At 45.0% G+C, this 26,523-nt stretch carries 25 protein-coding genes; 2 read left to right on the top strand and 23 right to left on the bottom strand.

Annotated elements, in window-relative coordinates; translation table 11 throughout:
- Nucleotides 1-37: 37 nt before the first annotated feature.
- From ciss_RS11500 to ciss_RS11395, 20 genes are all read right to left on the bottom strand, one after another.
- Nucleotides 38-1,036 (bottom strand): isocitrate/isopropylmalate dehydrogenase family protein, encoded by a 999-nt coding sequence (locus tag ciss_RS11500; RefSeq protein ID WP_075866434.1) that lies wholly within the window; start codon nucleotides 1,034-1,036, stop codon nucleotides 38-40.
- 11 nt (nucleotides 1,037-1,047) lie between these two features.
- Nucleotides 1,048-1,545, bottom strand: coding sequence for a 3-isopropylmalate dehydratase small subunit (locus ciss_RS11495; protein WP_075866433.1), 498 nt, complete (start codon nucleotides 1,543-1,545; stop codon nucleotides 1,048-1,050).
- A 17-nt stretch (nucleotides 1,546-1,562) separates the two neighbouring features.
- Nucleotides 1,563-2,816 carry a 3-isopropylmalate dehydratase large subunit gene (locus ciss_RS11490; protein WP_075866432.1) on the bottom strand — a complete coding sequence of 418 codons (1,254 nt, stop codon included), beginning with the start codon at nucleotides 2,814-2,816 and terminating at the stop codon, nucleotides 1,563-1,565.
- A 2-nt stretch (nucleotides 2,817-2,818) separates the two neighbouring features.
- Complete coding sequence (gene nifV, locus ciss_RS11485; protein ID WP_075866431.1) at nucleotides 2,819-3,961, bottom strand: homocitrate synthase; 1,143 nt, start codon at nucleotides 3,959-3,961, stop codon at nucleotides 2,819-2,821.
- Between the two features lie 213 nt (nucleotides 3,962-4,174).
- Nucleotides 4,175-5,620, bottom strand: coding sequence for an Asp-tRNA(Asn)/Glu-tRNA(Gln) amidotransferase subunit GatB (gatB, locus tag ciss_RS11480; protein WP_174574979.1), 1,446 nt, complete (start codon nucleotides 5,618-5,620; stop codon nucleotides 4,175-4,177).
- Between the two features lie 10 nt (nucleotides 5,621-5,630).
- On the bottom strand, nucleotides 5,631-7,088 hold the full coding sequence (gene gatA, locus ciss_RS11475; protein ID WP_075866430.1) for an Asp-tRNA(Asn)/Glu-tRNA(Gln) amidotransferase subunit GatA: 1,458 nt from the start codon (nucleotides 7,086-7,088) through the stop codon (nucleotides 5,631-5,633).
- 14 nt (nucleotides 7,089-7,102) lie between these two features.
- Nucleotides 7,103-7,387, bottom strand: a complete 285-nt coding sequence (gatC, locus tag ciss_RS11470) for an Asp-tRNA(Asn)/Glu-tRNA(Gln) amidotransferase subunit GatC (RefSeq protein ID WP_075866429.1) — start codon at nucleotides 7,385-7,387, stop codon at nucleotides 7,103-7,105.
- 79 nt (nucleotides 7,388-7,466) lie between these two features.
- On the bottom strand, nucleotides 7,467-9,461 hold the full coding sequence (gene ligA / locus ciss_RS11465) for an NAD-dependent DNA ligase LigA (RefSeq protein ID WP_075866428.1): 1,995 nt from the start codon (nucleotides 9,459-9,461) through the stop codon (nucleotides 7,467-7,469).
- 12 nt (nucleotides 9,462-9,473) lie between these two features.
- Entirely contained in the window at nucleotides 9,474-11,630 is a 2,157-nt protein-coding gene (pcrA, locus tag ciss_RS11460) for a DNA helicase PcrA (protein ID WP_075866427.1), read from the bottom strand.
- A gap of 148 nt (nucleotides 11,631-11,778) precedes the next feature.
- On the bottom strand, nucleotides 11,779-12,966 hold the full coding sequence (locus ciss_RS11455) for a cytochrome c biogenesis protein CcdA (RefSeq protein ID WP_464416161.1): 1,188 nt from the start codon (nucleotides 12,964-12,966) through the stop codon (nucleotides 11,779-11,781).
- 209 nt (nucleotides 12,967-13,175) lie between these two features.
- Nucleotides 13,176-13,787: a bifunctional phosphoribosyl-AMP cyclohydrolase/phosphoribosyl-ATP diphosphatase HisIE gene (hisIE, locus tag ciss_RS11440; protein WP_075866425.1), complete on the bottom strand. Its 612-nt coding sequence runs from the start codon at nucleotides 13,785-13,787 to the stop codon at nucleotides 13,176-13,178.
- Nucleotides 13,777-14,556 (bottom strand): imidazole glycerol phosphate synthase subunit HisF, encoded by a 780-nt coding sequence (gene hisF / locus ciss_RS11435; protein ID WP_075866424.1) that lies wholly within the window; start codon nucleotides 14,554-14,556, stop codon nucleotides 13,777-13,779. The genes hisIE and hisF overlap by 11 nt, the downstream gene beginning before the upstream one ends.
- A complete protein-coding gene (gene hisA / locus ciss_RS11430) occupies nucleotides 14,556-15,287 on the bottom strand; it encodes a 1-(5-phosphoribosyl)-5-[(5-phosphoribosylamino)methylideneamino]imidazole-4-carboxamide isomerase (protein WP_075866423.1) in 732 nt (243 codons plus the stop codon). Before hisA ends, hisF begins: the two co-directional genes overlap by 1 nt.
- Entirely contained in the window at nucleotides 15,284-15,883 is a 600-nt protein-coding gene (hisH, locus tag ciss_RS11425) for an imidazole glycerol phosphate synthase subunit HisH (RefSeq protein ID WP_075866422.1), read from the bottom strand. The genes hisA and hisH overlap by 4 nt, the downstream gene beginning before the upstream one ends.
- 3 nt (nucleotides 15,884-15,886) lie before the next feature.
- Nucleotides 15,887-16,465, bottom strand: a complete 579-nt coding sequence (gene hisB / locus ciss_RS11420; protein WP_075866421.1) for an imidazoleglycerol-phosphate dehydratase HisB — start codon at nucleotides 16,463-16,465, stop codon at nucleotides 15,887-15,889.
- The gene (gene hisC, locus ciss_RS11415) at nucleotides 16,462-17,511 is read right to left on the bottom strand and encodes a histidinol-phosphate transaminase (protein WP_075866420.1); all 1,050 of its coding nucleotides are present in this window, start codon (nucleotides 17,509-17,511) and stop codon (nucleotides 16,462-16,464) included. Before hisC ends, hisB begins: the two co-directional genes overlap by 4 nt.
- Nucleotides 17,504-18,781: a histidinol dehydrogenase gene (hisD, locus tag ciss_RS11410; protein ID WP_075866419.1), complete on the bottom strand. Its 1,278-nt coding sequence runs from the start codon at nucleotides 18,779-18,781 to the stop codon at nucleotides 17,504-17,506. Before hisD ends, hisC begins: the two co-directional genes overlap by 8 nt.
- Nucleotides 18,762-19,427 carry an ATP phosphoribosyltransferase gene (hisG, locus tag ciss_RS11405; protein ID WP_075866418.1) on the bottom strand — a complete coding sequence of 222 codons (666 nt, stop codon included), beginning with the start codon at nucleotides 19,425-19,427 and terminating at the stop codon, nucleotides 18,762-18,764. The genes hisD and hisG overlap by 20 nt, the downstream gene beginning before the upstream one ends.
- A gap of 70 nt (nucleotides 19,428-19,497) precedes the next feature.
- On the bottom strand, nucleotides 19,498-20,475 hold the full coding sequence (hisZ, locus tag ciss_RS11400) for an ATP phosphoribosyltransferase regulatory subunit (protein ID WP_075866417.1): 978 nt from the start codon (nucleotides 20,473-20,475) through the stop codon (nucleotides 19,498-19,500).
- Nucleotides 20,472-20,780, bottom strand: a complete 309-nt coding sequence (locus tag ciss_RS11395) for a YerC/YecD family TrpR-related protein (protein ID WP_075866416.1) — start codon at nucleotides 20,778-20,780, stop codon at nucleotides 20,472-20,474. The genes hisZ and ciss_RS11395 overlap by 4 nt, the downstream gene beginning before the upstream one ends.
- Nucleotides 20,781-20,992: 212 nt before the next feature.
- Between ciss_RS11395 and ciss_RS11390 the strand changes: the two genes are divergently transcribed.
- Together ciss_RS11390 and ciss_RS11385 are read left to right on the top strand one after the other, a co-directional pair.
- Nucleotides 20,993-22,009, top strand: coding sequence for a DUF814 domain-containing protein (locus ciss_RS11390; protein ID WP_075866415.1), 1,017 nt, complete (start codon nucleotides 20,993-20,995; stop codon nucleotides 22,007-22,009).
- 93 nt (nucleotides 22,010-22,102) lie between these two features.
- On the top strand, nucleotides 22,103-23,101 hold the full coding sequence (locus tag ciss_RS11385; RefSeq protein ID WP_075866414.1) for a 7-cyano-7-deazaguanine synthase: 999 nt from the start codon (nucleotides 22,103-22,105) through the stop codon (nucleotides 23,099-23,101).
- 5 nt (nucleotides 23,102-23,106) lie between these two features.
- Here the strand turns inward: ciss_RS11385 and purD are convergent, their stop codons facing one another.
- The 3 genes from purD to purN are packed head-to-tail and all read right to left on the bottom strand — an operon-like array spanning nucleotide 23,107 to nucleotide 26,521.
- Complete coding sequence (purD, locus tag ciss_RS11380) at nucleotides 23,107-24,375, bottom strand: phosphoribosylamine--glycine ligase (RefSeq protein ID WP_075866413.1); 1,269 nt, start codon at nucleotides 24,373-24,375, stop codon at nucleotides 23,107-23,109.
- Nucleotides 24,376-24,387: 12 nt separating this feature from the next.
- Entirely contained in the window at nucleotides 24,388-25,902 is a 1,515-nt protein-coding gene (gene purH / locus ciss_RS11375; RefSeq protein ID WP_075866412.1) for a bifunctional phosphoribosylaminoimidazolecarboxamide formyltransferase/IMP cyclohydrolase, read from the bottom strand.
- A complete protein-coding gene (gene purN / locus ciss_RS11370; RefSeq protein ID WP_075866411.1) occupies nucleotides 25,892-26,521 on the bottom strand; it encodes a phosphoribosylglycinamide formyltransferase in 630 nt (209 codons plus the stop codon). Before purN ends, purH begins: the two co-directional genes overlap by 11 nt.
- Between the last annotated feature and the right edge of the window lie 2 nt (nucleotides 26,522-26,523).

The following is a 26,523-nucleotide window of genomic DNA, read 5'->3' as shown; positions in this document are numbered from 1 at the left end:
CAGGCGAAAAAAATAAAAACCTCCAAAACTGGAGGTTTTATAAGTGTTTTATGATATAATCGGCCATTTCTGAGGTTTTCGCAGTCCCGCCTAAATCATAGGTAACCATGTCCTTATTGGGAAGAACCTTGGTTAAAGCCCGCTCGATTTTGGCAGCAGCATCCATTTCTCCCAGGTGTTTTAACATCATCACCCCCGATAAAATCTCCGCCAGGGGGTTTACCCGGTTTTGTCCAGCATGCTTGGGGGCACTTCCGTGAACCGGCTCAAAAACGGCATATTCGTCACCGATATTGGCTCCCGGTGCCACCCCAAGACCCCCAACCAAACCCGCACAGAGGTCCGACAAAATATCACCGTAAAGATTGGGCATCACCATCACATCAAATTTTTCCGGTGTTTGAACCAACTTCATGGCCATAGCGTCGACAATCATATCCTCAAACTCAATATCGGGATATTCCGCTGCCACTTCCCGGGCCACCGCTAAAAATAAGCCATCGGTATACTTCATGATATTGGCTTTATGAACAGCAGTGACTTTTTTTCTTCCTTCTCTTCTGGCTAATTCAAAAGCAAAGCGAACTATTCTTTGGGAAGCTTTCCGGGTAATAATTTTGATGCTTTCCGCTGCATCCTCCCCTACCATGTGTTCAACCCCGGCATATAAGTCTTCGGTATTTTCCCGGACCGTAATTAAATCAATATTTTCATAACGGGTAATAACACCCGGTAAAGATTTTGCCGGCCGAACATTGGCGTATAAATCCAGGGCTTTTCTTAAAGCAACATTCACGCTGCGAAATCCCGTACCAACAGGTGTCGTCATCGGACCTTTTAAAGCAACTTTATTTTTTTTGATAGATTCCAAAACATAATCGGGCAACGGTGTACCGTACTCGGCCATTACCTTTTCCCCGGCTTCCACCACTTCCCATTCAATATTCGCGCCGCTGGCCTCAATTACCCGCCGGGCTGCTTCGACAATTTCCGGACCAATTCCGTCTCCGGGAATCAATGTTACTCGATGCGCCATCTTAAACCTCCTTAAAAGTTAAATGTGCCGTATTTTTTAAAATGCTCAATTAACCCGCCATCATTTAAAATCTTAATCATTACCTCCGGCAAAGGCTTAATCGGTATATCCTCGCCGGTAGTCAGGTTTCTAATAATCCCTTTAGACAAATCTACTTCCAGTTCATCGCCGGCATTTATTTTATCGGTATCACACTCAATTACCGGAAGACCGGTATTAATTGCATTCCGGTAAAAAATCCGGGCAAAAGACTTAGCAATAACAGCACCAATTTTAGCGTATTTAATGGCCAGCGGGGCTTGTTCCCGGGATGAACCGCAGCCAAAGTTACTGCCGGCAACGATAAAATCTCCGGGGGTTATTTTGTTGTAAAAATCCGGGTCCAAATCTTCCATCACGTGCTTGGCCAGCTCGTTCATATCCAATGTTTTAAACTTGTATTTACCGGAAATTATATAATCGGTATTGACGTCATTGCCAAATTTATGGCATTTACCCCTTAAAATCATTTTTTACTCCACCATCCTTAAAAGTAAGGTCTCGGATCCGCAATCTCCCCGGCAATAGCCGAAGCAGCGACTGTGGCCGGTGAAGCTAAATAGATAAAGGCATTACTGTTACCCATCCGGCCTTTAAAATTCCGGTTGGCAGTTGAAATAACATTTTCTCCGTCGGAAGGTATACCGTTATGGGTACCCACACACGGACCACAGCCTGGTGTAACTACGGCAGCCCCGGCTTCTACAAAAATTTTAATAAGTCCTTCTTCCATGGCTCTTAGGAAAATTTTGCGGGAAGCCGGCGCCACAATCAGACGGGTTCTGGGATGGATTTTTCTTCCCTCAAGGATTTTGGCTGCAATCCGTAAATCTTCAAGCCGTCCGTTAGTACAGGTACCCAGTACCGCCTGGTGAATCGGGGTGCCGGCTACTTCGGTAACTTTGGCAGTGTTATCAACGGTATGCGGCTTGGCCACCATCGGTTCCAACTCCGACACATCATATTCCAAAATTTTAGCATAAACCGCATCCGGATCGGCAAAAACCGGAGTAAAATCTCTACCACCGTGTTCCTTTACAAAAGCAAAAGTTTTTTCATCGGCTTCCATTAATCCGGCTTTTGCTCCCATTTCAATAGCCATATTGGCAATGGTAAAGCGCCCATCCATGGAAAGATCCGAAATAGCCTCCCCGGTGTATTCCGCGGCCATATAGGTTGCCCCATCGGCGGTAACATCCCCGATTAAATACAAAATTAAATCCTTGGCAAATACCCCTTTGGGAAGTTTACCCTTTAACACAAATTTTATAGATTCGGGAACTTTAAACCAGAGCTTCCCGGAAATAATCGCCGCTGCCAGGTCGGTAGAGCCAACCCCGGTAGCAAAGGCGTTTAACGCCCCGTAAGTGCAGGTATGGGAATCGGCACCTACTACCAGGGAGCCGGGACCTACTTTACCGCTTTCCGGCACTACCTGGTGGCAGACTCCATCGCCAATATCGTGGAAATCAATTCCGTGCTCGTCCCGAAACTCCCGCATCAACTTGTGAAGCCGCGAAACCCCTTCATTGGGGCTGGGAGCGCTGTGGTCTATCACAAATACCACTTTTTCCGGATCAAAAACTTTTTTCCCGCCCATTTCTTTAAAGGATTTTATCGCCAGGGGAGCCGTCCCGTCCTGCCCCATTACGTAATCCACATCGGCCACCACAATTTGGCCGGCATAAGCATCAACGCCGCTTTTTTGCGAGAGGATTTTTTCAATGATGGTTTTCCCCAAAGCTACATTCCCCGCTTTCCGAAATGTTCTTCGTAGATTAAAACAAGCTCTTTATCAAACAAAGACCGTTTTAATTCCACCGCATGGGCCCGGACATGGGGAAGAAGCTCTGCTGCCTGTTCATCGGTTAAATGAATTCCGTACTCGGCAAACTTGGCTTTTAATGCTGCCGAACCGGAGTGCTTACCGATAACAATTTGTCGCTCCAAACCCACTTCCTCGGGCTGGAAAGCCTCGTAGGTTTTAGGGTTCTTTAACGCTCCATCGGCATGGATTCCCGATTCGTGGGCAAACATGTTGGAACCCACAATGGCTTTCCAGGCAGGAAGTTCACGGCCGGAAGCCTTGGAAACATAAAGGGCAACCTCCCGGAAAAACTCGGTTTTAAAGCCAAGATCAATACCGTAGATATGTTTTAAGGCCATTACCACTTCTTCTAAAGCAGCATTACCGGCCCGCTCCCCAAGACCAATAACCGTAACCCCTACAAACTTAGCTCCGGCTTTAACCCCGGCTAAAGCATTGGCCGTGGCCATACCAAAGTCGTTGTGGGTATGCATTTCAATTTCAATACCTACTCTTTCCCGCAATTCCTTGACCCGTTCATAGGTAGTAAAGGGATCAAGGATACCAACGGTATCGCAATATCTTAAACGGTCGGCTCCCGCTTGTTTGGCCGCCAAACCAAACTGCACCAAAAATTCCATGTCGGAACGGCTGGCATCCTCAGCGTTCACCGAAACATACAAACCTTCTTTTTTAGCAAACTCGCAGGCTTTAACCATATTTTCAATAACCCATTCCCGGGAAGCCCGGAGTTTATGTTCAATGTGGATATCGGAAGTGGAAATCGAGATAGCCACCGCATCTACACCACAGCGCAGTGACTCTTCTATATCTTTAATTACCGGACGGTTCCAGCCCATGATACTGGCTTTTAAGCCAAGCTTGCAGATGGCGGTAATTGCCTCTTTTTCATCGCCACCCATCGTGGGAATACCGGCCTCAATCTGGTCAACACCAAGTTCATCCAGCATCTGGGCAATTCTAATTTTTTCTTTGTTAGCAAAAACTACTCCTGCGGTTTGTTCTCCGTCTCTTAGGGTCGTATCAACGATATAAATTGGTTTATCTTTTAATTTCACGTTTTTTCACCCTCCCGCTTGTAGCTTAATCTATTTTTTAATGATAACACACCCCCAAAATTGTTAAAAGATTTTCAAAGTTTTTATACTGTATACTTTTTTTAGAAGTTAGAAGTTGGAGGTTAGAAATTGGACAAAAAATATAAAAAATAAAAACCTTAATAAAGTAAAGATATACAAAAACCGCTGTCATAAAAAACAGCGGTTTTTGTATTAAAGTTTTGCTAATTTGTCCCGTAAGAGCTGGTTTACAGCCTCAGGATTAGCCCGTCCGCGGGTTTCTTTCATAATCTGGCCAACTAAGAAGCCCAATGCCTTTTCCTTACCGTTCTTGTAATCTTCCACCGCTTTGGGGTTTTCCGCAATTACTTTGTCCACTACCGCTTCCAATTCACCCAAATCGGTAATTTGCACCAGTCCCTTTTCTTTGACGATTACCTCCGGATCTTTACCGGATGAAAACATCTCTTCAAACACCGTTTTGGCAATTTTACCGGAAATGGTGCCTTTATCTAACAGCTCTAACATTTTGGTAATTTGTCCCGGTTTTATGGGACACTCGGTAATTTCTTTTCCTGCAGCATTGAGCAAACGTAAAAGCTCATTTATGACCCAGTTAGCTACCGCTTTAGGATTACTGTAACCCTTTGCCGCTTCCTCGTAATAATCCGCCAGTTCCCGGGTTAAGGTCAGGACGTGGGCATCGTAAGGAGTTAGGCCATACTGTTCTACAAACCGCTTTTTCCGGGCATCCGGAAGCTCCGGCAATGTAGCCCTTATCTCTTCTAACCACTCCCGGTCGATAACCACCGGCGGTAAATCTGGCTCGGGGAAATAACGGTAATCGTGGGCTTCCTCTTTGCTCCGCATCGATAGGGTTACCTGCCGGCTCTCATCCCACATCCGGGTTTCCTGGATAATTCGCCCACCTTCTTCCAAAATCTCAATTTGCCGGGCAATTTCATATTCTAAGGCCTTTTGCAGCGCCTTGAAGGAATTCATATTTTTGATTTCCGTTTTGGTTCCAAACTCTTTCTGGCCTTTGGGACGAACCGAAACGTTCGCATCACATCTAAGGCTACCTTCCTCCATGCGGCAATCGGAAATTCCGGTGTACTGGATTATTGCTCGAAGCTTTTCCAAGTAAAGTCTTGCTTCCTCGGGTGTACGGATATCCGGCTCCGAAACTATTTCAATTAACGGTACCCCGGTACGATTGTAATCAACCAAAGAGTAAGGGGTAAGCGCTAAATTTCCCTGATGGACCAATTTTCCCGCATCTTCTTCCATGTGAATCCGGGTAATGCCAATTCTTTTTACCTGCCCATCAACCTCAATTTCTAAATAACCGTTTTTCGCTAACGGCAAATCGTACTGGGATATCTGATAATTCTTGGGTAAGTCGGGGTAGTAGTAATTTTTCCGGTCAAACTTGCAGTATTCGGCCACTTCACAGTTTAACGCCAGCGCTGCTTTAATCGCATAATCCACCACTTTTTTATTTAAAACGGGCAAAACCCCGGGAAGTCCCAGACATACCGGGCAAACGTGCGAGTTCGGATCGCCACCAAACTCGGTGGAACAATTGCAAAAAATTTTCGTATTGGTTTTTAACTCCACATGAACTTCTAACCCGATAACCGCTTCGTATTCGCGCATAATACACCTCCTAAAGCTTGGGCCGTACCTTATGAAATTCGGTATTTTGCTCAAAGGCATGGGCAACTTTCAGTAATGTTCCTTCATCAAAAGGCTTGCCAATTAGCTGGAACGATACCGGCAGATGACCGTCAAAACCAGCCGGAACCGAAATCCCGGGAAGACCGGCCAAGTTTACCGCCATGGTGAAGATGTCCGAAAGATACATCGAAACCGGGTCGGACGTCTTTTCGCCAAACTTAAACGCTGGTGTAGGTGTTGTTGGGGTTAAAAGGAGATCTACTTTGGTAAAAGCCCGGTCAAAATCTTCTTTAATAAGGGTCCTTACCTTCAGCGCCTTTAAGTAATAAGCATCGTAATAACCGGCACTTAAAGCATAAGTACCAAGCATGATCCGTCTCTTTACCTCAGCCCCAAAACCTTCCGCCCGGGTCCGGGAGAACATTTCCACCACATCTTCCGCTTCAAAATCCCGGTAGCCATAACGGACTCCATCATACCGCGCTAAGTTGGAGGAAGCTTCCGCCGGAGCAATAAGATAGTACACCGGAAGAGAATATTTGGTATGAGGTAACGATACTTCTTCAAAGACCGCTCCTAAACTTTCCAAAACTTTTATCGCATCGTCAATCGCCTTTTTCACTCCTGCATCAATACCGTCTATAAAATACTCCTTCGGCAGCCCAATTTTTAGGCCCTTTATGTCCTGGTTTAAAAAGCTCAAGTAATCAGGATATTCAATATCGGCAGAAGTTGAATCTTTCGGGTCGTGACCGGCAATCACATTTAATAAAAGGGCCGCATCTTCCACCGTCCGGGCAAAAGGTCCGATTTGGTCCAAAGAGCTGGCAAAAGCCACCAGGCCATACCGGCTTACCGCCCCGTAAGTAGGCTTTAAACCAACAATTCCGCAAAAAGCAGCCGGCTGGCGGATGGAACCCCCGGTATCGGAGCCCAGAGCCACTACCGCTTCTCCAGCAGCCACACTCGCCGCCGACCCACCGGAAGAACCACCGGGCACCCGTTCTAAATCCCAGGGGTTTTTAGTGGGGAAAAAGCGGGAATTTTCGGTAGAAGAACCCATAGCAAACTCGTCCAAATTGGTTTTTCCGGTAAACACCGCACCAGCTGCCTTTAATTTTTCCACCACAGTAGCGTCATAAGGAGGTATGTAGTTTTCCAGGATTTTGGACGAACAGGTAGTTCTAATCCCGGCGGTAGACATATTATCTTTAATCGCCACCGGTACCCCCGCCAGCGGCCCCGGGTCTTCCCCCCGGGCAATTTTTTCATCTACTTCCCGGGCCATTTTTAGCCCTAATTCCCGGGTTACAGTAACGTAGGCTTGAATTTTTGGTTCTACCGCTTCTATCCGGTCAAAAGTAGCTTTAGCAACTTCCAAAGCTGATATTTCTTTTGCTTTTATCTTTTCGGTAATCTCTTTTGCACTTAAATAGTATAGTTCCAAAACCATACCCTCCTTTAAATAATTTTCGGCACCTTAAAGAAGTTTTCTTCCCGTTCCGGGGCATTTGCCAGAGCTTTTTCTGTATCCAAATGCTGATGAACTTTATCTTCCCGAAAAACATTTTTTAACGGCAGCACGTGGGCAGTGGGTTTCACCTTTTCGGTATCCAGTTCCTGTAATTGTTCGGCATATTTTAAAATATCATTTAACTGTTTTGTATACATTTCCTTTTCCTCGTCACTTAACTTCAACCGGGCAAGCATTGCTACATGTTCAACATCTTTCAGAGAAATAGTCATAACAGTTCCCCCTTTAAAAAATATCCTTTTGCCATTATACAAAAATTTAGCAAACATTGACAAGAAAATAATAAAAATCTTAGCTCATTACCATCTGGCGAAACTCCTCTTCGGTTAAAATTGGAATACCCAGCTCTTTGGCTTTGGTTAATTTGCTGCCGGGGTCTTCCCCAACCACTACGTAACTGGTTTTTTTCGAAACGGAAGAACTTACTTTTCCGCCGAGACTTAAAATGAGTTGCTCCGCTTCCTTGCGGGTGAAGGAAGAAAGGGTTCCGGTTAAGACAAAAGTTAACCCTTCTAAGCGGTTATCCCGCACCTCGGCCAGGTACTTTGTGTTTACTCCTGCTGCTTTTAACTTTTCGATAAGTTCTAAATTTTCCTTTTGGGCAAAAAATGCCTTAATTGAAGCCGCCATTTTGGGCCCCACAGAAGGTATCGTCATAATCTCCTCTTCAGAAGCCAAAATTAACCTGTCAAGCTCCTTAAAATAAACTGCCAAATCCCGCGCTGCTTTTTCCCCTACAAGCCGAATTCCAAGGCCGTAAATAAGCCGTTCCAGGCTATTTTGCTTACTTTTTTCAATTGCATTAATCAGGTTTTCGGCCGATTTTTTCCCCATCCGCGGCAATTTGGCAACCTCTTCGGCAGATAAGTAGTAAAGGTCGGCATAATTATGAATTAAGCCAGCGTCCAGTAAGAGCTCGGCCACCGCCGGTCCCAGGCCTTCAATATTCATTGCTCCTCTTGAAGCAAAGTGCACGATACCTTCTTTTAACTGAGCAGGACAGGAAGCATTGGTACACCGCCAGGCCGCCTCGCCGGGAAGTCTTACCGCTTTCCCCTGGCAGACCGGACAGGTATCAGGCATGACAAACTCTTTTTCAGCACCGGTCCGCTTTTCCTTTACCACTTCCACCACTTCCGGGATTATTTCGCCAGCTTTTTGCACCCTGATGATATCGCCAATCCGGATATCCTTTTCCCTTATATAATCCTCGTTATGGAGCGATGCTCGCGTTACGGTAGTGCCGGCCAGGCTTACCGGCTCAAATATAGCCGTCGGTGTTAAAACCCCGGTCCGGCCAACCCGCACGATAATATCCTTAAGACGGGTCTCGGCAATTTCCGCCGGGAATTTATAAGCAATCGCCCACCGGGGAGACTTGGCGGTATAGCCCAAAATTTCCTGCTGGGCAAGACTGTTTACTTTAATTACCAGTCCATCAATCACATAGGGCAGGGAAAACCTCTTATCATGCCAGCTCTGGCAGTAATTAATAACGTCTTCAATATTGTTAAATACTTCCCGGTACGGATTTACTTTAAACCCAAGCTCCAAAAGCCACTCCATTAATTCCGCCTGGGTTTTGGGCTCGTATCCCTGAACTTCTCCAATAGCATACATAAAAGCACTTAGGTCCCGTTCAGCAGTAACTTTGGGGTCAAGCTGCCGTAAAGACCCTGCTGCTGCATTCCGGGGATTGGCAAATAAGGGTTCCCCCCGCTCTTCCCGTTGCTCATTTAAGCGGGCAAACGATTCCTTGGGCATGTACGCCTCGCCCCGAACTTCTAAAAGGGGTATGGGTTTTCGTAATTTCAGGGGTATAGCTTTAATGGTTTTAACGTTAGCGGTAATATCTTCCCCTGTGGTACCGTTACCCCGGGTTGCCCCTCGCACCAGAACCCCGTTTTCATACACTAAAGATATGGCCAAACCGTCGATTTTTAACTCTACCTCATACTCCACCTCCTGCCCGGGTAACAGTGACCGGACCCTCCGGTCAAATTCCCTTAAATCCTCCGGTCCAAAGGCGTTATCAAGACTGTACATCGGTTTTAAATGAGCTACTTCCCGAAATTCTTTGGCAACTTCCCCTCCCACCCGCTGGGATGGAGAATCGGGAGTGATAAACTCGGGATACTGCTGCTCCAAAGAAATCAACTCCCGGAGCATCCGGTCATATTCGGCATCGCTTATTTCCGGCTGGTCCAAAACATAATACCGGTAGTTGTGATAATGAAGAAGAGCCCTAAGTTCTTCGATACGCTTTCTGGCTGCTTCCTTATCCATCCATCCACCTCCTTAGACTTTTACCAGAGGAGCAAAACTTCCCAGAAGTTCTTTTACTTCACCACCTTCAAATCTCACTTTTATAATTACATCTCCCTCTTTGGGTTTAACTTCTAACACCGTTCCCACTCCAAACTTTTTATGGCTTACCCTATCTCCCGGAGAAAAAGCCCCCTTTTGCTTTTCTCCCCCCGGAGAAAGATTTTTGGCAGTTTCTTTAACTCCGGAAACCGTTTCTAACAAACTTTCTATTAATTCTTCAGGTATTTCATCTAAAAAGCGGGAAGGTTCATTATAATCGGTGCGGCCATAAACCGTCCGCCGCCAGGCCCGGGTAAGATAAAGCCTCTTTTGCGCCCGGGTAATGCCTACATAGCAAAGCCTTCTTTCTTCTTCAAGTTCCTGGGGATCAATACTGAAAATGGCCCGGCTGTGAGGAAATATCCCCTCCTCCAGACCCACCAGAAAAACCACCGGAAACTCCAAACCCTTGGCAGCATGGAGGGTCATCATCTGCACCCGGTTTTCGCCACCTTCCTGGACGTCCGCATCGGTTAAAAGGGATATGGTAGCCAAAAACGCCTCTAAAGACTTATCTTCGCTCTCCCGTTCAAACGCCTGGGTTACGGTTAAAAACTCGTTTAAGTTTTCAATTCTCGCCCTTGCTTCCATGGTATCTTCCGCTTTTAACGCCGGTAGATACCCGGAACGTTCCAAAATTTCTTCGGTAAGTTTGGTAACGCTTACCCTGTCCTTTAATTCCCGAAACCAGAGGAGCATTTCGCCAAATTCCTTGAAAGCTTTCCTGGTTTTCCCGGAAACCAGAGCCAAAGCTTCATCCCTTAAAAGCAATAACCCTACGGGCAGTCCCGTTTGGTCGGCATAAGCTTCAATTTTAGCAAAGCTCGCCTCACCGATTCCTCGCTTGGGCTCATTTATGATTCTTTTTAAAGACACTTTATCATAAGGGTTTGCAACTATCCGCAAATAAGCAATGATGTCTTTTATTTCTTTCCGGTCATAAAAACGCCTGCCACCAAATATCACGTACGGAATGCCTCTTTGCATAAACGCTTCTTCAAAGTTCCGGGATAAGGCATGGGTTCGATACAAAAGTGCAATATCTTTGTAATTATACTCGCCGCCATTCACCAAAGATTCGATGGTTAATGCCACAAACGCCGCTTCATCTTTTTCATCTACTGCCGGGTAAAAATAAACAGGGTGACCCGGTTCTTTAGCAGAAAAAAGCTCTTTTTCCTTGCGCATCCGGTTGTTGGCAATTACCGCATTAGCCGCATCGAGGATTTTCTGGGTGGAGCGGTAATTTTCTTTTAAGATTACCACTTTTGCTTCCGGATAGTCCCGTTCAAAGTTTAAGATATTGGTAATATCCGCACCCCGCCAGGAGTAAATGCTCTGGTCGGGGTCACCAACTACACAGAGATTGCGGTGTTTTTGCGCTAAAAGATTTACCAGCCGGTACTGAGCATGGCTTGTATCCTGGTACTCATCCACCAGAATATATTTAAACCGCCGCTGGTAGTATTCAAGAACGTGAGGATAATTTTCAAATAGTCTTACCGCATAATAAAGTAAATCATCAAAGTCAAGGGCATTATTTTTATTAAGCTTTTCCTGGTACATATTATAAATTATCGCCACTTTTTCTTTAAATAAGTCATCGGCATCGTCACTATACTGCCGGGGAGAAATAAGCTTGTCCTTGGCCGAGGAAATATGATAGGCAATAGCCTTGGGAGCAAAACGTTTATCGTCAATATTTAGCTCTTTTAAGCACTCTTTTATTACCTGTATCTGGTCTTCCTCATCATAAACGGTAAAATCCCGGCTAAAACCAAGTTTTTCAATATCATTCCGTAATATCCTTAACGCAAAAGAATGAAAAGTAGAAATCCAGATTTCCCGGGCACTTCCCGAGATTAAACTTTCTACCCGTTCTTTCATTTCGCGGGCCGCTTTATTGGTAAAAGTTATGGCTAAAATCTCATGGGGATAGGCCATTTTCCGATAAAGCAAGTGAGCGATCCGGAAGGTTAAAACTCTGGTTTTCCCCGTTCCCGCTCCGGCCAAAACCAGAAGTGGCCCATGGGTATGGGTAACCGCTTCTCTTTGAGCTGGGTTTAAAGTAGCTAACAGCTTCTCCATCGATATCCTCCATCTATTCGTAATTTTTCCCATCCCATTATACCATTCAACTCAACCTGCCGATAATCCTTTTGTAAAAAAGTAAATTTTCCTAACCCTAAAACATAAAAGGCCGGATTTCCATTCCGGCCTTTTTGACCTTATTTTGCTATACCAATCGCCCAAATAACAGGTATAACCCATACAGAACAAGTATCCCGCCAAAAATATAATTAATTATCTCCCCGTACCGTCCCAAGGAAGTAATCTTGCCCAAAAAGGCAGAAAAAGTACCGGCTAAAATTAAGGGTAGGCCATGGCCAAAGCTGTAGGAAAACAGGAGCGCCCCGCCAAAGACCGGTGAGGCTTTAGCCAGCGCATAAGTTACGATAACAATTAAAACCGGCGTGGCACAGGGGCTGGCGGATAAGCCAAAGAACAAGCCCATTAAATACGAAGAAAAAAGTCCGGTGCCCTTAACCGGCAACCTTTTTAAACCGGGAAGGTTTACCGTATAAAAGCCCATTACCGCAAATCCCATTAAAATGGCCACTATCCCCAGTATAAAATTAAAGGCAAATAACCGGCTTTTGATAAAGGTTCCTAAGACCCCAATTCCTACTCCTAAAAGGGTAAGGGTTGTCGCAAGGCCCAGGACAAAAAATAGCGAATAAATAAACCCTTTGGCCGGTGACCGCCCGGCATAACCACCGGTGTAACCGATAATTAGCGGAATCATCCCGAGGATACAGGGTGTAAAACTGGTGGCAATCCCACCCAGAAAAACCAGGAAAAGGGCTAAAAGTTTTGAATCACTCAGGAGCCCGGGAAGCTTATCCGCAAGCTTTTCGGCAAAAGATTTCTTTTCTTCAGTACCCTTTAATTCAGGGGTTTTTTTTTCCTTAAAAGCCACTTTATCCATCTGGGCTTTTAACTCTTCCCTGGTAAGTCCTCCAACAAACATCGGCATTTGATTGCCCTGGCCATCAGTCCAGGGGACAATATTTCCGTTTTGATCAACTACAATAAAAGTCGGCACATACTGAATGCCAAACTGGGCGGCTAACTGCTGGCTGTCCTGACGACTAACTTCCGCTACAATTACCCGCATCCGTCCTTCGTATTCTTCCTTTAACTCCTGCACCACCGGTGCCATTTGTACACAGGTAGGTCAGGTCGCCCCGGTAAACATCAACAAAAACGGCTCGTGGTTTTTTAAAGCTTCATTGTACTGGTCAATTACATTACCGCTATTAGCCGCAGACCCCAGTTCCCGATTTGTAGCATAATACACCCCTAAAGCTAAAAGGGCAATAACAACTACCGCAATTAATACAATTGTACTCTTTTTATCCATCTCCACCCCGCCTATTTGTAGAATCTTTTTTAATTATACCATAAAATTATTTTGCTATGACTAAAAATTTTTACCCTAAAAACCTTAAACCAGAGGAAATAAAGAACATTAATACAAAGTAAGCAATTAGTGGTAGTTGGTAAAAAAGTGTTCGGTCGTAGGTGTTAGGTGGTCGGTAAAATTTAAAAGCGGGCAAAAGCCCGCCTTTACTATTTAAAACGTTTTTTAAGTTCCTCCGCAATATCGCTAAGGCTTATATCCTTTGCCGCAAGTAATACCAGTAAATGATAAACCAAGTCAGCAGCTTCGTAAATTAATTCCCCTTTATCTTCATTTTTAGAAGCTATAACCGTTTCTACCGCCTCTTCACCCACCTTCTGGGCAATTTTATCTATTCCTTTTTGAAATAATTTTGCCGTATAAGAACCTTCCGGCAGCTTTTGTTTCCTGTCAAGGATAATCTGCCAGAGTTTAGCCAAAACCTCCTCTAAATCTTCTCTCTCGCCTTTTCCTTCCCAGAGGGTTCGGTAAAAACAGCTGTAATTTCCGGTATGACACGCTACCCCCTTTTGCTTTACTTTTATTAATAAGCAATCGGCATCACAATCATACCGGATCTCCACAATTTCCTGGATATTGCCGGACGTTTCCCCTTTATGCCATAAAGCGTTGCGGGAACGGCTATAAAACCAGGTCTGCCCGGTTTCCAGGGATTTTTTTAAGCTTTCCTCATTCATGTAAGCTACCATTAAAACTTCTCTGGTATCAATATCCTGGACCACCGCCGGAATCAAGCCTTTTTCGTCAAACTTAAGCTCCATTTTCGGTATCCCCCAATCGGACCGGGATCCCCCGCTCTTTTAAGTACCTTTTTACTTTTTTAATGGTAAATTTGCCAAAGTGAAACACCGAAGCTGCTAAAAGAGCCGAAGCGTGCCCCAAAGCCACCCCTTCGTAAAAATGGGAAAGCTCTCCCACACCCCCCGAGGCAATTACCGGAATTTTCACCGCATCGGCAATTTCCCGGGTAAGTTCGAGGTCATAGCCATCTTTCGTTCCATCTCTATCCATACTGGTAAGTAAGATTTCTCCGGCCCCGAGTCTCTCCACTTCCCGGGCCCATTCTACCGCATCTATTCCGGTGGGAGTACGCCCGCCGTGGATATAAACTTCAAAACCGCCATCTTTTCTCCTCTTGGCATCGATAGCCACCACAATACACTGGCTACCAAACTTTAAAGCCGCCTCCCGCACAAGCCCGGGATTTTTTACCGCCGCCGAATTAATCGATACTTTATCCGCCCCGGAGGCCAAAAGGGTTCGGATATCATCAATATTTCTTATACCTCCGCCAATGGTAAAGGGGATGGATAAGGTTGTAGCCGTCCGCCTGGCCACTTCCACCATGGTTTTACGACCTTCGTGGGAAGCAGTAATATCCAAAAATACCACCTCATCGGCCCCTTCCCGGTCGTAAAAAGCCGCAAGTTCCACCGGATCACCCGCATCCACCAGGTTTAAGAAATTTACCCCTTTTACCACCCGCCCTTTATTTACATCCAGGCAAGGTATAATCCGCACCGTTAACATTAAGACTCCCCTTCCAGTATCCTAATCCCTTCTTTTAAATCAATCTTCCCTTCTAAAATTGCTTTCCCGGCAATAACCCCGTAGATTTTGTTTTTCCCGAGTTCCCGCCAGCGTCTTAAATCTTCTAAGCCAGAAATACCGCCCGAGGCTATTACCCTTAAGCCCGTTTCTTCATAAAGCTTTAAAGTTTCAATAAAATTGGGCCCGGTTAAACTCCCGTCCCGGGCAATGTCGGTATAAATTATTGTCTTAACTCCCATTTCCTTAACCTTAAAGGCCAGATCCAAAGCCCGGTAATGGGAGCTTTCCACCCAGCCTTTTATTGCCACCCAGCCGTTTCTGGCATCAATCCCGACCGCAACCTTATCCCGGTCAAGGGTAAGCATTTCCTCTAAAAGTTCCGGATTGGTTACCGCTATCGTTCCAACAATAACCCGGGAGGCTCCTATTTCTATTAACTCCCGAAAACTTTCAATATTTCTTATGCCTCCACCAACCTGTACCGGGATGGAAACATTTTTAATAATTTCGGCAATAACTTCAAAATTTTCACTTTCCCCGGTAAAAGCCCGGTCTAAATCCACAATATGAATTAGCCTGGCTCCCGCTTCCTGATACCTTAAGGCCAGCTCCACGGGCGAAATCGAGTATTCGGTTTTCCGCTCTTTTTCCCCCTGCGTAAGCCGCACCACTTTTTTCCCCATTAAATCTATTGCCGGTATTAAAATCATAGCATCTCCCTCAAATTCTTAAGTATCTGCCTTCCCACCGGTCCGCTTTTTTCCGGATGAAACTGAAAGCCAATAATACTGCCCCCCATTACCGCCGCCGGAAATCTTTCCCCGTATTCGGTATAAGCTAAAACATATTTCGAATCGGTCTGGGCATAATAGGAATGGACAAAATAAACATAATAATCCGGTAAATTCTTAAAAAGCTCATGGGTCGTGTCTACCGGTACTAAGTTATTCCACCCCATGTGGGGAATTTTGGGAGCTTTTTGAAAGCGAACCACTTCCCCGGGAATAAGGTCCAAACCTTCATACTCGCCATCTTCATAGCTTTTTGTAAAAAAAAGCTGCATCCCCAAGCAAATCCCCAGGATTGGCCGGTTTAATGAAGCCCGTTCTTTTAAAGCCAAAAAAAGCCCCTTTTCCTTTAAATTTCTCACCGCATCCCTGAACGCCCCAACTCCGGGTAAAACCACCAAATCCGCCTCTAAAATTTTCCTGGGATCCGAAGAAAGGGAGGGTTTATATCCCAGTTCTTCTAAAGCCTTGGTCACACTTAAAAGATTACCCATTTCGTAATCTACCACAACCGTCACTTTCTAAATCACTCCTTTGGTTGAGGGTAATTCATCCCCCTCGACGGAAACTGCTATTTTTAAGGTCCGCCCCACACCTTTAAAAATTGCCTCGGCTTTATGGTGTAAGTTTTTGCCCGCAATTTCCCGGACATGTAACGTAATTCCGGCTTTTTGCACGAACGCCCGGAAAAACTCTTCAATCATCTGGTAGTTAAACTTTCCCGCCAAAACCGGCGGAAAGTCAGCTTCAAAGGCAAGATACGGCCGTCCGGAAATATCAACCGCTATCAGTATTAAGGCTTCATCCATCGGATAAAAACCCGAGGCAAAGCGAGCAATTCCCTTTTTATCACCCAATGCCTTATTAAAAGCTTCTCCTAAAACCAAGCCAATATCTTCCACCGTGTGGTGGTCATCTACCTCCAGGTCTCCCTGGCAGGAAAGATTTAAATTAAACCCGCCAAATTTACAAAAGAGTTTGAGCATGTGGTCAAAAAAACCTATACCCGAAGTTCCGGAAAACTCCCCGTTTCCGTCCAATGTAAACTCTACATTAATCATGGTTTCTAAAGTTGTTCGTTGTACCTCGGCCCGCCTCATAAGATTTCCTCCAGTTTCTTTAAAAGTTGCCGGTTTTCTTCCGGTGTACCAACGGTTATCCGTAAATAATTAGCAAGGGCTCCCCCCAAGTACCGCACTAAAATTCCGTGGTTAATTAACTCCTGATGAATCTCTTTTGCCTTTTCCCCAAATTCCACCAGTATAAAATTAGCGTGGCTTTTCACCGGCTTTAAACCCAAAGAAGCTAACTGGTTATAAAGCTTTTCCCTTTCAGCAACAATTTCTTTTATTTCCCCTTGAAAAACTTCTTCGTTGGCCAAAACCACTTCCCCGGCAATCTGGGAAAAAACATTTACATTATAGGGATTTTTTACCTTGATAATTTCCTTTACCACATCGACGTTGGCAACTAAATATCCCAACCTTAAGCCGGCCAGGGCCCGGGCTTTGGAAAAGGTCCGCAAAATGACAAGGTTTTGATATTCTTTTAACAATTCTATCGCCGAAACTCCCGAAAACTCCACGTACGCCTCATCCACCACCAGCAAATGGTCGTAAGCTAAAAGCTTTTCAATCGTTTCAATATCCACCAGGGTTCCCGTAGGGTTATTGGGATTGGCCAGAAACACTAAATGGGGCTGATACTTTTTAATGGCTTCTTTCGTTTCCTCCAGATCAAGGCCAAAATCATCCCGGTACGAAACTTCGAAATAATCCGTTTGGGTTACAAAAGCATGGTGCCAAAACATTACAAAAGATGGGCTAAAACCCAGAGCTTTTCTCCCCGTCCCGCCAAAGGCTAAATAAAGGCAAAGAATCAACTCATCGGAACCATTTCCTAAAACAATATTTTCCGGCATAACACCAAGCTTTTCCGAGAGTCTAAAACGCAGCCTCCCCGCCAAAGGATCGGGATAAAGGGGAAAATCCTTTGCCCCAATTTTGGTGAAGATTTCTTCCAGTAAACTTTTGGGAAAGGGATACGGGTTTTCATTAGCATCAAGTTTAATTTCATAGGGAACCAGATGAGGTTCGTAGGGTTTTAATTGGGCAAAGGCTTCTTTAAAATATCTCGGCTTATTCATTGGAAATCCTCACTTTCACCGAAAGGGCGTGGGCAAATAGACCTTCCGTTTCGGCAAGTTTAATAACATCCCTGGCGTCGGCCAGAAAACCTTCTTGGGAATAATAAATTACGCTACTTTTCTTTAAGAAATTATCCACCGACAGGGGCGAATAAAAGCGGCTTGTTCCGGAAGTGGGCAAAACGTGATTGGGTCCAGCCAAATAATCCCCCATGGGTTCAGGACTAAACTGTCCCAAAAAAACTGCTCCGGCATTTTTTATTTTAGCTAAATAGCCGAAAGGATTGGGGAGCATTAACTCCAAATGCTCCGGTGCCAGCTGGTTGGCAAGCTGGAAAGCTTCCTCTTCATCGTCCACCACCACAATTCCTCCGCAATTTTCCAGAGCTTTTAAAATTATCTCCCGGCGGGATAAGAGCTTAAGATACTCCTCCACTTTTTGAGCTACACTTTTGGCCAGCTCCCCATCCCAGGTAATAACCACTCCCGAAGCCAGGGTATCATGTTCCGCCTGGGATAACATATCCGCAGCCAGATATTCGGGCTTTGCCGAGCTATCGGCAATAATCACCACTTCACTTGGGCCCGCCAGCATATCGATATTAACCATGCCGTAAACAAGCTTTTTGGCCAAGGTTACATAAATATTGCCCGGTCCGGTAATTACATCTACCCTGGGGATGGTTTTGGTGCCAAAAGCCAGGGCAGCTATGGCGTGCGCCCCGCCAACCCGGTAAATTTCCGTCACCCCGGCTTCCCGGGCGGCAACCAAAACATAAGGATTCATCCCCTCGCCTTTTTGGGGAGAAACCATCACAATTCTTTTTACCCCGGCAACTTTTGCCGGTACGGCATTCATCACCACCGAAGAAGGATAAGCCGCGGTTCCTCCCGGAACGTAAATCCCGGCTACTTCCACCGGAGTATAAATTTGTCCTAAGATATTCCCGTTTTCTTCCGTGGTAAACCAGCTCTGGGGAAGCTGCTTTTGGTGAAAGTCAGTCACCCGTTTAATAGCTTTACGAAGGCTATTTAAAAACCCATCGTCCACTTCCTTGTAAGCTTTATCTATTTCCTCTTCGCTTACTTTAAGATTATTTAAATCACCTTTAAATCCATCAAACTCCTGGGCGTACTTTATTAACGCTTCATCCCCCGAATTTGCCACTTCATTAAGTATTTTTCGTACCTGCTGTTCAAAATCCTCTTCCATTGCTTTGCGCCGGGAATATTTATTTAAAAGTTCTTCTTTATTTAAGATTAACTTCATTTTTTTCCCCTCCAACTAAACTTTTAAATTTTTTTACAATCGTCTTTATTTCCCGGTCATAAACCCTGGCGGCCACCCGGTTGGCAACTAACCTTGCAGTAATATCCATTATCTTCGTTATTTCAATTAAGTTATTTTCCCTTAAAGTCCTTCCGGTAGAAACCAGGTCCACAATCACATCCGCAAGACCTACCAGCGGAGCCAGCTCCACATTCCCGTGCATTTTAATAACCTCCGCCCGCACCCCAAGACCTTTAAAAAACCGGCGGGTAACCTCGGGAAATTTGCTGGCCGCCCTGACTTCCGTAAGCTTTCCCAGATCGTGTACTTCAGGGTTATCCCTGGGTGCCGCCACGGCAAAATGGCATTTTCCGTATTTTAAATCCAAAAGTTCAAAGATTTCCCGTCGCTGCTCCTCAATCACATCCTTACCCACAATACCCAAATCGGCCGCTCCATGCTCCACAAAAGTGGGGATATCGGTCGGCCGGCAGATAATAAAAGTGTAGGGTCCATCTTTAATTACCAGTTTCCTGCTTTCCAGAAGGACCTCTTCCTTTTTTAAAAAACCCGCTTTATAGAGAAGACGTACAGTATCGGGAAATAAAGTTCCTTTAGGCAGGGCAAATGTTAAACCATTTTTCATTTTTACAGCCTCACTTTAATTTGTTAAAGTGTTAAATTATTAATATACTAAAATCATAAGGTTAAAAAAATTATTTGTCAATACTATTGGCAATACTTTCAACAATTCTTTCCAACCCCAGAGCAAAGCCAAAAGCCGGTGTATCCCAGCCAAATTTTTTTAAAAGGGTATCGTAACGTCCTCCACCCCCCAGGGGGTAACCTAAATAAGGGGTGTAAGCTTCAAACACCAAACCGGTGTAATAATTTAAATCCCTGACCAAAGAAAAATCCAGTTTTAATTCTCTTACTCCTGCAGAAATTAAGTATTCGGTAACCTCCTCCAGTTCTTCCAGGGCTTTTTTAGCTTTCGGATGGCTTAACATTTTCTTTGCCTTTTTAAGAATTGCTTTACCTCCCCGCTGCTGTAAAAAATCCACCAGACTTTCCCGGACCGTTTGACTTTTTCCCGCTCTCTCAAAAATTCCCTCCAAAGCTACGTAATCTTTTTGATTTAACGCATCTTTTATTTCCGAAAAATGATTAAAAAGTTCGTATTCTTCAATAAGCCCCGTTAAAATATCCACATGTCCCAGAGAAATTTCCAGGTTTTTCACCTTGGCTTTACGCAAATACACAGCCATTAGTTTTATTAAGTCTGATTCTAATTTTGAAGTAATATCCCCAAACACTTCAATTCCCAGTTGTTTAAACTCTCTAAGCTTGTTTCTTCCGGAAAAATTTCCGGAAAAAACCGTTGCCGCATAAAAAATTTTAAGTGGTAACTCCCGATGCTTCATTTTGGTAGAAACCACCCGGGCAATGGGAGTTGTCATATCACCTCTAAGGGCTAAAAGCTCTCCCGTGCGGTCCACAAATTTAATTAAATCGGTCTCCGACTGGGATTCCCGCAAGGTTTCATAATATTCAAAGGAAGGAGTTACTACTTCTTGAAAACCTTCCCTGGCCACCAGCTCCACAAATATGTTTTCCAGATATCTCCTTAACGCTGCTTCCCCGGGTAGATAATCTCTTACTCCCATTGGTAGTTCCTTAAAATTTTCCCTCATAATTTCCCTTCTTCCTTTAAGCGTTTAAGCATCAGCCGGTAACCGGAAGCACCGTAATTTAAGCATCTCTTTACCCTGCTGATTGTTGCGGTACTTGCACCGGTTTTTTGAACAATTTCCTGATAGGTCCGTCCCTCATCCAGCATTTTTGCTACTTCCCAGCGCTGGGCCAAAGCTTTTAATTCCGCAATAGTGCAGATATCTTCAAAAAAAGCATAGCATTCATCAAGATTTTTCAGCGCAAGTATTGCCTCAAACAAACTGTCAAACGCCGGATCCCGTAATTTTCCCTCATACTTAAACATAAAAACCCCCCGCAACTTTTCTTATTTTAATACTTTAATATACTAAAATATTCTTGTCAATAATTTTCGGTTGTCTTCTTCAGCAATTTTCGGTATACTTGTTCATGTACTACAAAAAATAATAAACACCAATTTTAGGGACGGTTCTTTTTTTTGGCGTATAGACGCAAAATACAGAACCGTCCCTGAATTAGGCGTTTGGGGGTGTGAATATGGTGAAGGCTCTGGCGCTTTTTTCAGGAGGACTTGACAGCACTTTAGCCATAAAGCTTATCCAGGAACAAGGTGTAGAAGTAGAAGCGGTTAATTTTACCAGCCCTTTTTGTCGTTGTTTAGCTAAAGGTCAGGGATGTGCTTCCACCGCCAAGTTAGCGGCTGATTTAGGTATAAAGCTTCATGTGCAAAACTGTGGAGAAGAATATTTAAGAATCGTGGAAAACCCACCCCACGGCTACGGTAGCGCTTTAAATCCTTGCATTGACTGCCGGATCTTGAAATTTAAAAAAGCAAAGAAACTTATGGAAGAAATCGGCGCCAAATTTATGATTACCGGAGAAGTCTTAGGGCAGCGGCCTAATTCGCAGCGACGGGATGCCATAAATTTAATAGACCGGGAAGCGGGAATTAAGGGTTTGGTTCTTCGGCCCCTTTCGGCCCTGCATTTTCCTCCAACGATTGCCGAGCAAGAGGGTTACGTTTCCCGGGATAAACTATTAGCTATTTCCGGTCGCTCCCGGAAAACCCAGATCGAACTTGCCGCAAATTTTGGAATAAATGATTATCCCTGTCCCTCGGGAGGATGCCTTTTAACCAAAAAAGAATTTGCTGGCAAAGTGCAGGATTTAATTCGTTATAATGGCAAGCTAACGGTAGAAGATATTGACCGTTTAAAATTTGGGCGTCATTTCCGCCTGTCATCCACGGCAAAAATTATCGTAGGAAGAAATGCTCAGGAAAACGAATTGATTTCGTATTTTAAAAAACCCGGGGAATTCCTCGTCAAGGTAGAAGGTTTTACCGGCCCGACAACTTTAATTCAAGGCAATCCAACGGAAGACGATTTTAACCTTGCAGCCAAAATCACCGCCCGTTATGCCGATACTCCTGAGACCTCAGTTACGGTAAAGATTTGGAACGATTCCGAAGTAAAACGGGTTAATGTTCCAAAAGCTACTGACCAGGAATTAGCTAATTACCGGATTGTTTTTGATAAAAAAAGGCGTCCGTAAAAAGAGCGGCTTTACTTTAAATTAAGCCGCTCTTTTTTTTCGAAAAAAACTACGGTATATTATTAAATGAAGTTTTTAAAGGAGGCATTAACAATGAACAACCGAGCTTTAGCGCTCTTTTCCGGCGGTCTTGACAGTATCTTAGCTATCAAAGTTGCCCAGAGAGCCGGCGCCGATGTTACCGCTCTTCATTTTATAAATCCTTTTGTTTCCGAAGTAAAAACCGAATATATCAAAGAAAAAGCCAAAGAATTAGGAGTACCGCTAATTTTAGAACCGCTGGGCGACGATTATTTGGAAATAATTTTAAAACCAAAATACGGTTACGGAAAAGCGATGAACCCGTGCATTGACTGCCGGGCTTTCATGTTAAAAAAAGCAAAAGAACTATTACCCAAATATAACGCTTCTTTTTTAATAAGCGGTGAAGTACTGGGTCAAAGGCCAAAATCCCAGATGCGTCACTCGATGCAACAAACCGCCAGAGAAGCGGGAGTTGAAGATATCTTGGTACGGCCGCTCACCGCTAAAAACCTTCCCCCCACTTTACCGGAACGCCTGGGAATAATCGACCGGGAAAAACTTTTGGATTTTTCCGGCCGCAACCGCAAGCCCCAGATGGCTTTGGCCAGAGAACTGGGAATCCAAAATTATCCTTCCCCCGCCGGCGGTTGCCTTTTAACCCAGGTCGAATACGGTAAAAAACTTAAAGATTTAATCACCCACGGTCAGTATGATTTAAGAGAAATCAAAAGACTAAATATCGGCCGCCAGTTTAGGCTAAGTCACGGAGCAAAGCTCATCGTCGGCCGCAATCACGAGGAAAACGAAGCGTTAAAAGCAACGGCCAAAGATAGTGACATCTTAATGCGGGTACAAAATTTTAAGGGTCCCCTGGCAGTGTTAACCGGAAATGAAATTTCCTATGTAGCGCTTAAAACAGCAGCCCGGATTACAGCCCGCTATGCCGACTGCCCCGGGGAACAAAAAGTTACTGTGGTTTTTTACAGGGCAAATAATCCTAAAAATAAAGAAGCCATAGAAGTTATACCCATGGCTTCGGAGGAAGTAAGTAATTATCGAATTGAATAGCAGCCCTATTGTAATTTTAATGCTTTTTGGCCAATATCGGTGCGGTAGTGCATACCCTCAAAAGACACGGCCTTAACTCCTTCATAGGCAAGTTCTATGGCCGCCTTGAGGGTATCCCCTACCGCCGTTATATTTAACACCCGGCCGCCGGCGGTAACAATATCGTCTCCATTTAAAGCCGTTCCGGCATGATACGCCACCACCCCCGGCGGTAGCCGGTCAAGACCATGGATAACTTTACCGGTTTCATATTTTCCGGGATACCCGCCGGAGGCCAATACTACCGTGGCACAGGCCTTGGGCAGAAATTCTACCTTTACCTGGGAAAGCCTTTTTTCCACCACCGCCAGCATAATCTCTACCAAGTCTGTTTTTAACAGGGGCAGGATAACCTGAGTCTCTGGATCACCAAAGCGGGCATTAAACTCCAAAACTTTTGGCCCCTCCCTGGTTAAGATAAGCCCCGCATATAAAACTCCCTGGTAGGTTATCCCTTTCTTTTTAAGCCCCTTTATTGTAGGCAGGAGGATTTCCCGCTGGACCCTTTCGGCAATTTCCGGAGTATATACGGGAGCCGGGGCATAAGCTCCCATTCCCCCGGTATTGGGTCCCTGGTCGTTGTTAAAAACCCTTTTGTGGTCCTGGGCCGGAACCATTTGCACCACCGTTTCCCCATCGGTGATCGCTATGATACTTACCTCTTGTCCTTCGAGGTATTCTTCAATAACCACTTTGTTTCCCGAAGCGCCAAAAATCCGCTTAACGAAGATATCGTCTAAAGCTTTTACCGCTTCCTCTAACTCCTGGCAAACGTATACCCCTTTACCCGCCGCCAGGCCATCTGCTTTAATAACTATCGGCACCCCTTTTTGGTAAACGTACTCCCTGGCTTCGTTATAATCGCTAAACGTTTCATAAAAAGCCGTAGGAATACCGTTCTCCCGCATTAGCTCCTTGGCAAAACTTTTACTGCCCTCAATTTGCGCCGCATCCCGGCAGGGACCAAATACTAAAAGACCATGTTCGTTAAAATAATCGACAATCCCCAGGGTTAAGGGAAGCTCGGGTCCCACCACCGTTAAATCCACATTCTCCCGCTGGGCAATTTCCAAAAGCCCCGATAGGTTATCCGCTTCCACCGGCACCACCCGCGCCTCCCGTGCTATACCGGCATTACCCGGAGCGGCCAATACCTCCGTAACTTTGGGGCTTTCTTTAAGTTTTTTTACTATAGCATGCTCCCGGCCACCACTTCCCACTACCAGAACCTTCATTCACTAACCCTCCTAATGTAAGAAATGCCTTACTCCCGTAAAAACGAGAGTTACATTTCTTTTTGCCGCTTCTTCAATTACTTCCCGGTCGCGCACCGCTCCTCCCGGCTCAACTACCACCGAAACCCCCGCTTTGGCCAGTTCCTCGATGGAATCGGCAAAGGGGAAAAAGGCATCGGAAACCACCACCGCTCCCCGGGCTCTTTCCCCGGCTTTATTTAAAGCAATTTTTACCGCATCAATCCGGCTGGTCTGCCCACCGCCGGCTCCCAAAAGCATCCTGTCCTTTACCACAGCTATGGCATTGGATTTAACGTATTTTACTACTTTTAAACCAAAAACTACATCTTCCCTTTGCTCTTCGGTTAAATCATTACCCGCTACCACTTTTAATTCTTCATAAAGCTTTCCATCTTTTTCCTGAAGCAACAGTCCGCCGCTAATTTGCCTTAAATTAAGTTCCTCCAAAGCAAGCGGTTTTGCCTTTATAACCCGTAAATTCTTCTTTTCCCGCAGGATTTTTAAGGCTTCATCACGAAAATCCGGAGCAATTATAACCTCGTAAAAATGCTGAACCAAAAGCTCAGCCACCTTTTCATCCACCGCACCGTTAAAAGCAACAATTCCCCCAAAGGCCGAAACCGGATCCCCGGCATACGCTTTTTCGTAAGCTTCCTTTAAATTTTCACCGGTAGCCACACCGCAGGGTACGGTGTGCTTGATAATAGCTGCCGCCGGTTCACTGAACTCCCAGATTAACCGGTATGCTGCATCGGCATCAAGGTAATTATTAAAGCTCATGGTTTTCCCGTTTAAAATTTCCGCCTTCACCAATCCGGGATGTCCTTCTACCCGGTAAACCGCACCCCGCTGGTGGGGATTTTCCCCGTACCGCAGCATTTCCACCTGTTCCGCTTCAATATATAATTTTTTCCGAAAACCACCATCTTCTAACCTTTCCGCAAAATAATTGGCAATGGCAATGTCGTAACTGGCGGTATGGCGGAACGCTTTTAAAGCTAACCTTTCCCTGACTTCAAGCGGAACCTCTCCCTTTTCTATATATTCGGCCACTTCAAGATAATCTTCCGGATCCACCACCACCGTAACGTACCGGTGGTTTTTAGCTGCTGCCCGGATTAAAGTGGGGCCACCTATGTCAATATTTTCAATGATTTCGTCATGGTCAGCTCCCCGCGCTACCGTTTCCCGGAAGGGATAAAGATTTACTACCACCAAATCAATAGGCTTTATCCCCTGTTCTGAAATTTCCTTTAAGTGATCCTCCGTTCTTTTGGCAAGAATACCTCCATGGATAGCCGGATGCAAAGTTTTTACCCGTCCTTCTAAAATTTCCGGAAAACCGGTAATCTCACTTACATACGTTACCGGGATACCGGCCTCTTTTAAAACCTTATAACTTCCCCCGGTAGAAATTATTTCAAAACCTAAATTTACTAATTTCCCGGCAAATTCTACTATACCCCTTTTATCGTAAACGGAAATTAAAGCCCGCTTACTTCCCATGTCCTTCCCTCCCGTCCGGCAAGATTCTAACCCGCCGTCCTTCTACCACTAAGCGGTTTTCACTTAAAAGCCTAAGCGCCTCTACCAAAATCCGGTGTTCCTGTTCCAAAATCCGCTCACTTAAGCTTTCTTCACTGTCGTCATCGTACACCGGAACCGCGGCCTGCAAAATAATGGGGCCAGTATCCATCCCCTCATCGACAAAATGCACGGTACAGCCGGCAATTTTCACCCCGTAATCCAGAGCTTGTTTCTGGGCATGAAGCCCGGGAAACGCCGGTAGCAGCGCCGGATGGATATTAATAATCCTCATTGGAAAAGAAGAAAGCAAAGGTTTGCCAATTAAGCGCATGTAGCCCGCAAGACACACCGTATCAACTTCATAGGAAAGTAAGGTTTTCACTATCTCCTTTTCGTATTCCTCTTTATTTTTAAAACTTTTCGGGTCAAAGTAATGCCAGGGTATACCCGCCCGCCTGGCCCGTTCGATAGCGTAAGCTTCAGAATTATCGGTCACCAGCACTTTAATTTTTGCCGGCAAAACTCCCCGTGCTACCGCATCAATAATCGCCTGAAAGTTACTCCCCCGTCCCGAAGCCAAAACCCCTAAGTTTATCATCG

The organism is Carboxydothermus islandicus, from assembly GCF_001950325.1.
GTDB lineage: Bacteria > Bacillota > Z-2901 > Carboxydothermales > Carboxydothermaceae > Carboxydothermus > Carboxydothermus islandicus.
Note: the sequence above shows the minus strand (reverse complement) of the source record. Positions and strands in the feature narration are given on the sequence as shown.

What these genes read in the sequence shown, in the direction of transcription:
- ciss_RS11500 (WP_075866434.1), bottom strand. Translation starts at nt 1,036, where the DNA reads ATGGCGCATCGAGTAACATTGATTCCCGGAGACGGAATTGGTCCGGAA.
- ciss_RS11495 (WP_075866433.1), bottom strand. Translation starts at nt 1,545, where the DNA reads ATGATTTTAAGGGGTAAATGCCATAAATTTGGCAATGACGTCAATACC.
- gatB (WP_174574979.1), bottom strand. Translation starts at nt 5,620, where the DNA reads ATGCGCGAATACGAAGCGGTTATCGGGTTAGAAGTTCATGTGGAGTTA.
- gatC (WP_075866429.1), bottom strand. Translation starts at nt 7,387, where the DNA reads ATGACTATTTCTCTGAAAGATGTTGAACATGTAGCAATGCTTGCCCGG.
- ligA (WP_075866428.1), bottom strand. Translation starts at nt 9,461, where the DNA reads ATGGATAAGGAAGCAGCCAGAAAGCGTATCGAAGAACTTAGGGCTCTT.
- pcrA (WP_075866427.1), bottom strand. Translation starts at nt 11,630, where the DNA reads ATGGAGAAGCTGTTAGCTACTTTAAACCCAGCTCAAAGAGAAGCGGTT.
- hisIE (WP_075866425.1), bottom strand. Translation starts at nt 13,787, where the DNA reads ATGGAGCTTAAGTTTGACGAAAAAGGCTTGATTCCGGCGGTGGTCCAG.
- hisF (WP_075866424.1), bottom strand. Translation starts at nt 14,556, where the DNA reads ATGTTAACGGTGCGGATTATACCTTGCCTGGATGTAAATAAAGGGCGG.
- hisA (WP_075866423.1), bottom strand. Translation starts at nt 15,287, where the DNA reads ATGATTTTAATACCGGCAATAGATTTAATGGGGAAAAAAGTGGTGCGG.
- hisB (WP_075866421.1), bottom strand. Translation starts at nt 16,465, where the DNA reads ATGAGGCGGGCCGAGGTACAACGAACAACTTTAGAAACCATGATTAAT.
- hisC (WP_075866420.1), bottom strand. Translation starts at nt 17,511, where the DNA reads ATGAATAAGCCGAGATATTTTAAAGAAGCCTTTGCCCAATTAAAACCC.
- hisD (WP_075866419.1), bottom strand. Translation starts at nt 18,781, where the DNA reads ATGAAGTTAATCTTAAATAAAGAAGAACTTTTAAATAAATATTCCCGG.
- hisG (WP_075866418.1), bottom strand. Translation starts at nt 19,427, where the DNA reads ATGAAAAATGGTTTAACATTTGCCCTGCCTAAAGGAACTTTATTTCCC.
- hisZ (WP_075866417.1), bottom strand. Translation starts at nt 20,475, where the DNA reads ATGAGGGAAAATTTTAAGGAACTACCAATGGGAGTAAGAGATTATCTA.
- ciss_RS11395 (WP_075866416.1), bottom strand. Translation starts at nt 20,780, where the DNA reads ATGTTTAAGTATGAGGGAAAATTACGGGATCCGGCGTTTGACAGTTTG.
- ciss_RS11390 (WP_075866415.1), top strand. Translation starts at nt 20,993, where the DNA reads ATGGTGAAGGCTCTGGCGCTTTTTTCAGGAGGACTTGACAGCACTTTA.
- ciss_RS11385 (WP_075866414.1), top strand. Translation starts at nt 22,103, where the DNA reads ATGAACAACCGAGCTTTAGCGCTCTTTTCCGGCGGTCTTGACAGTATC.
- purD (WP_075866413.1), bottom strand. Translation starts at nt 24,375, where the DNA reads ATGAAGGTTCTGGTAGTGGGAAGTGGTGGCCGGGAGCATGCTATAGTA.
- purH (WP_075866412.1), bottom strand. Translation starts at nt 25,902, where the DNA reads ATGGGAAGTAAGCGGGCTTTAATTTCCGTTTACGATAAAAGGGGTATA.
- purN (WP_075866411.1), bottom strand. Translation starts at nt 26,521, where the DNA reads ATGATAAACTTAGGGGTTTTGGCTTCGGGACGGGGGAGTAACTTTCAG.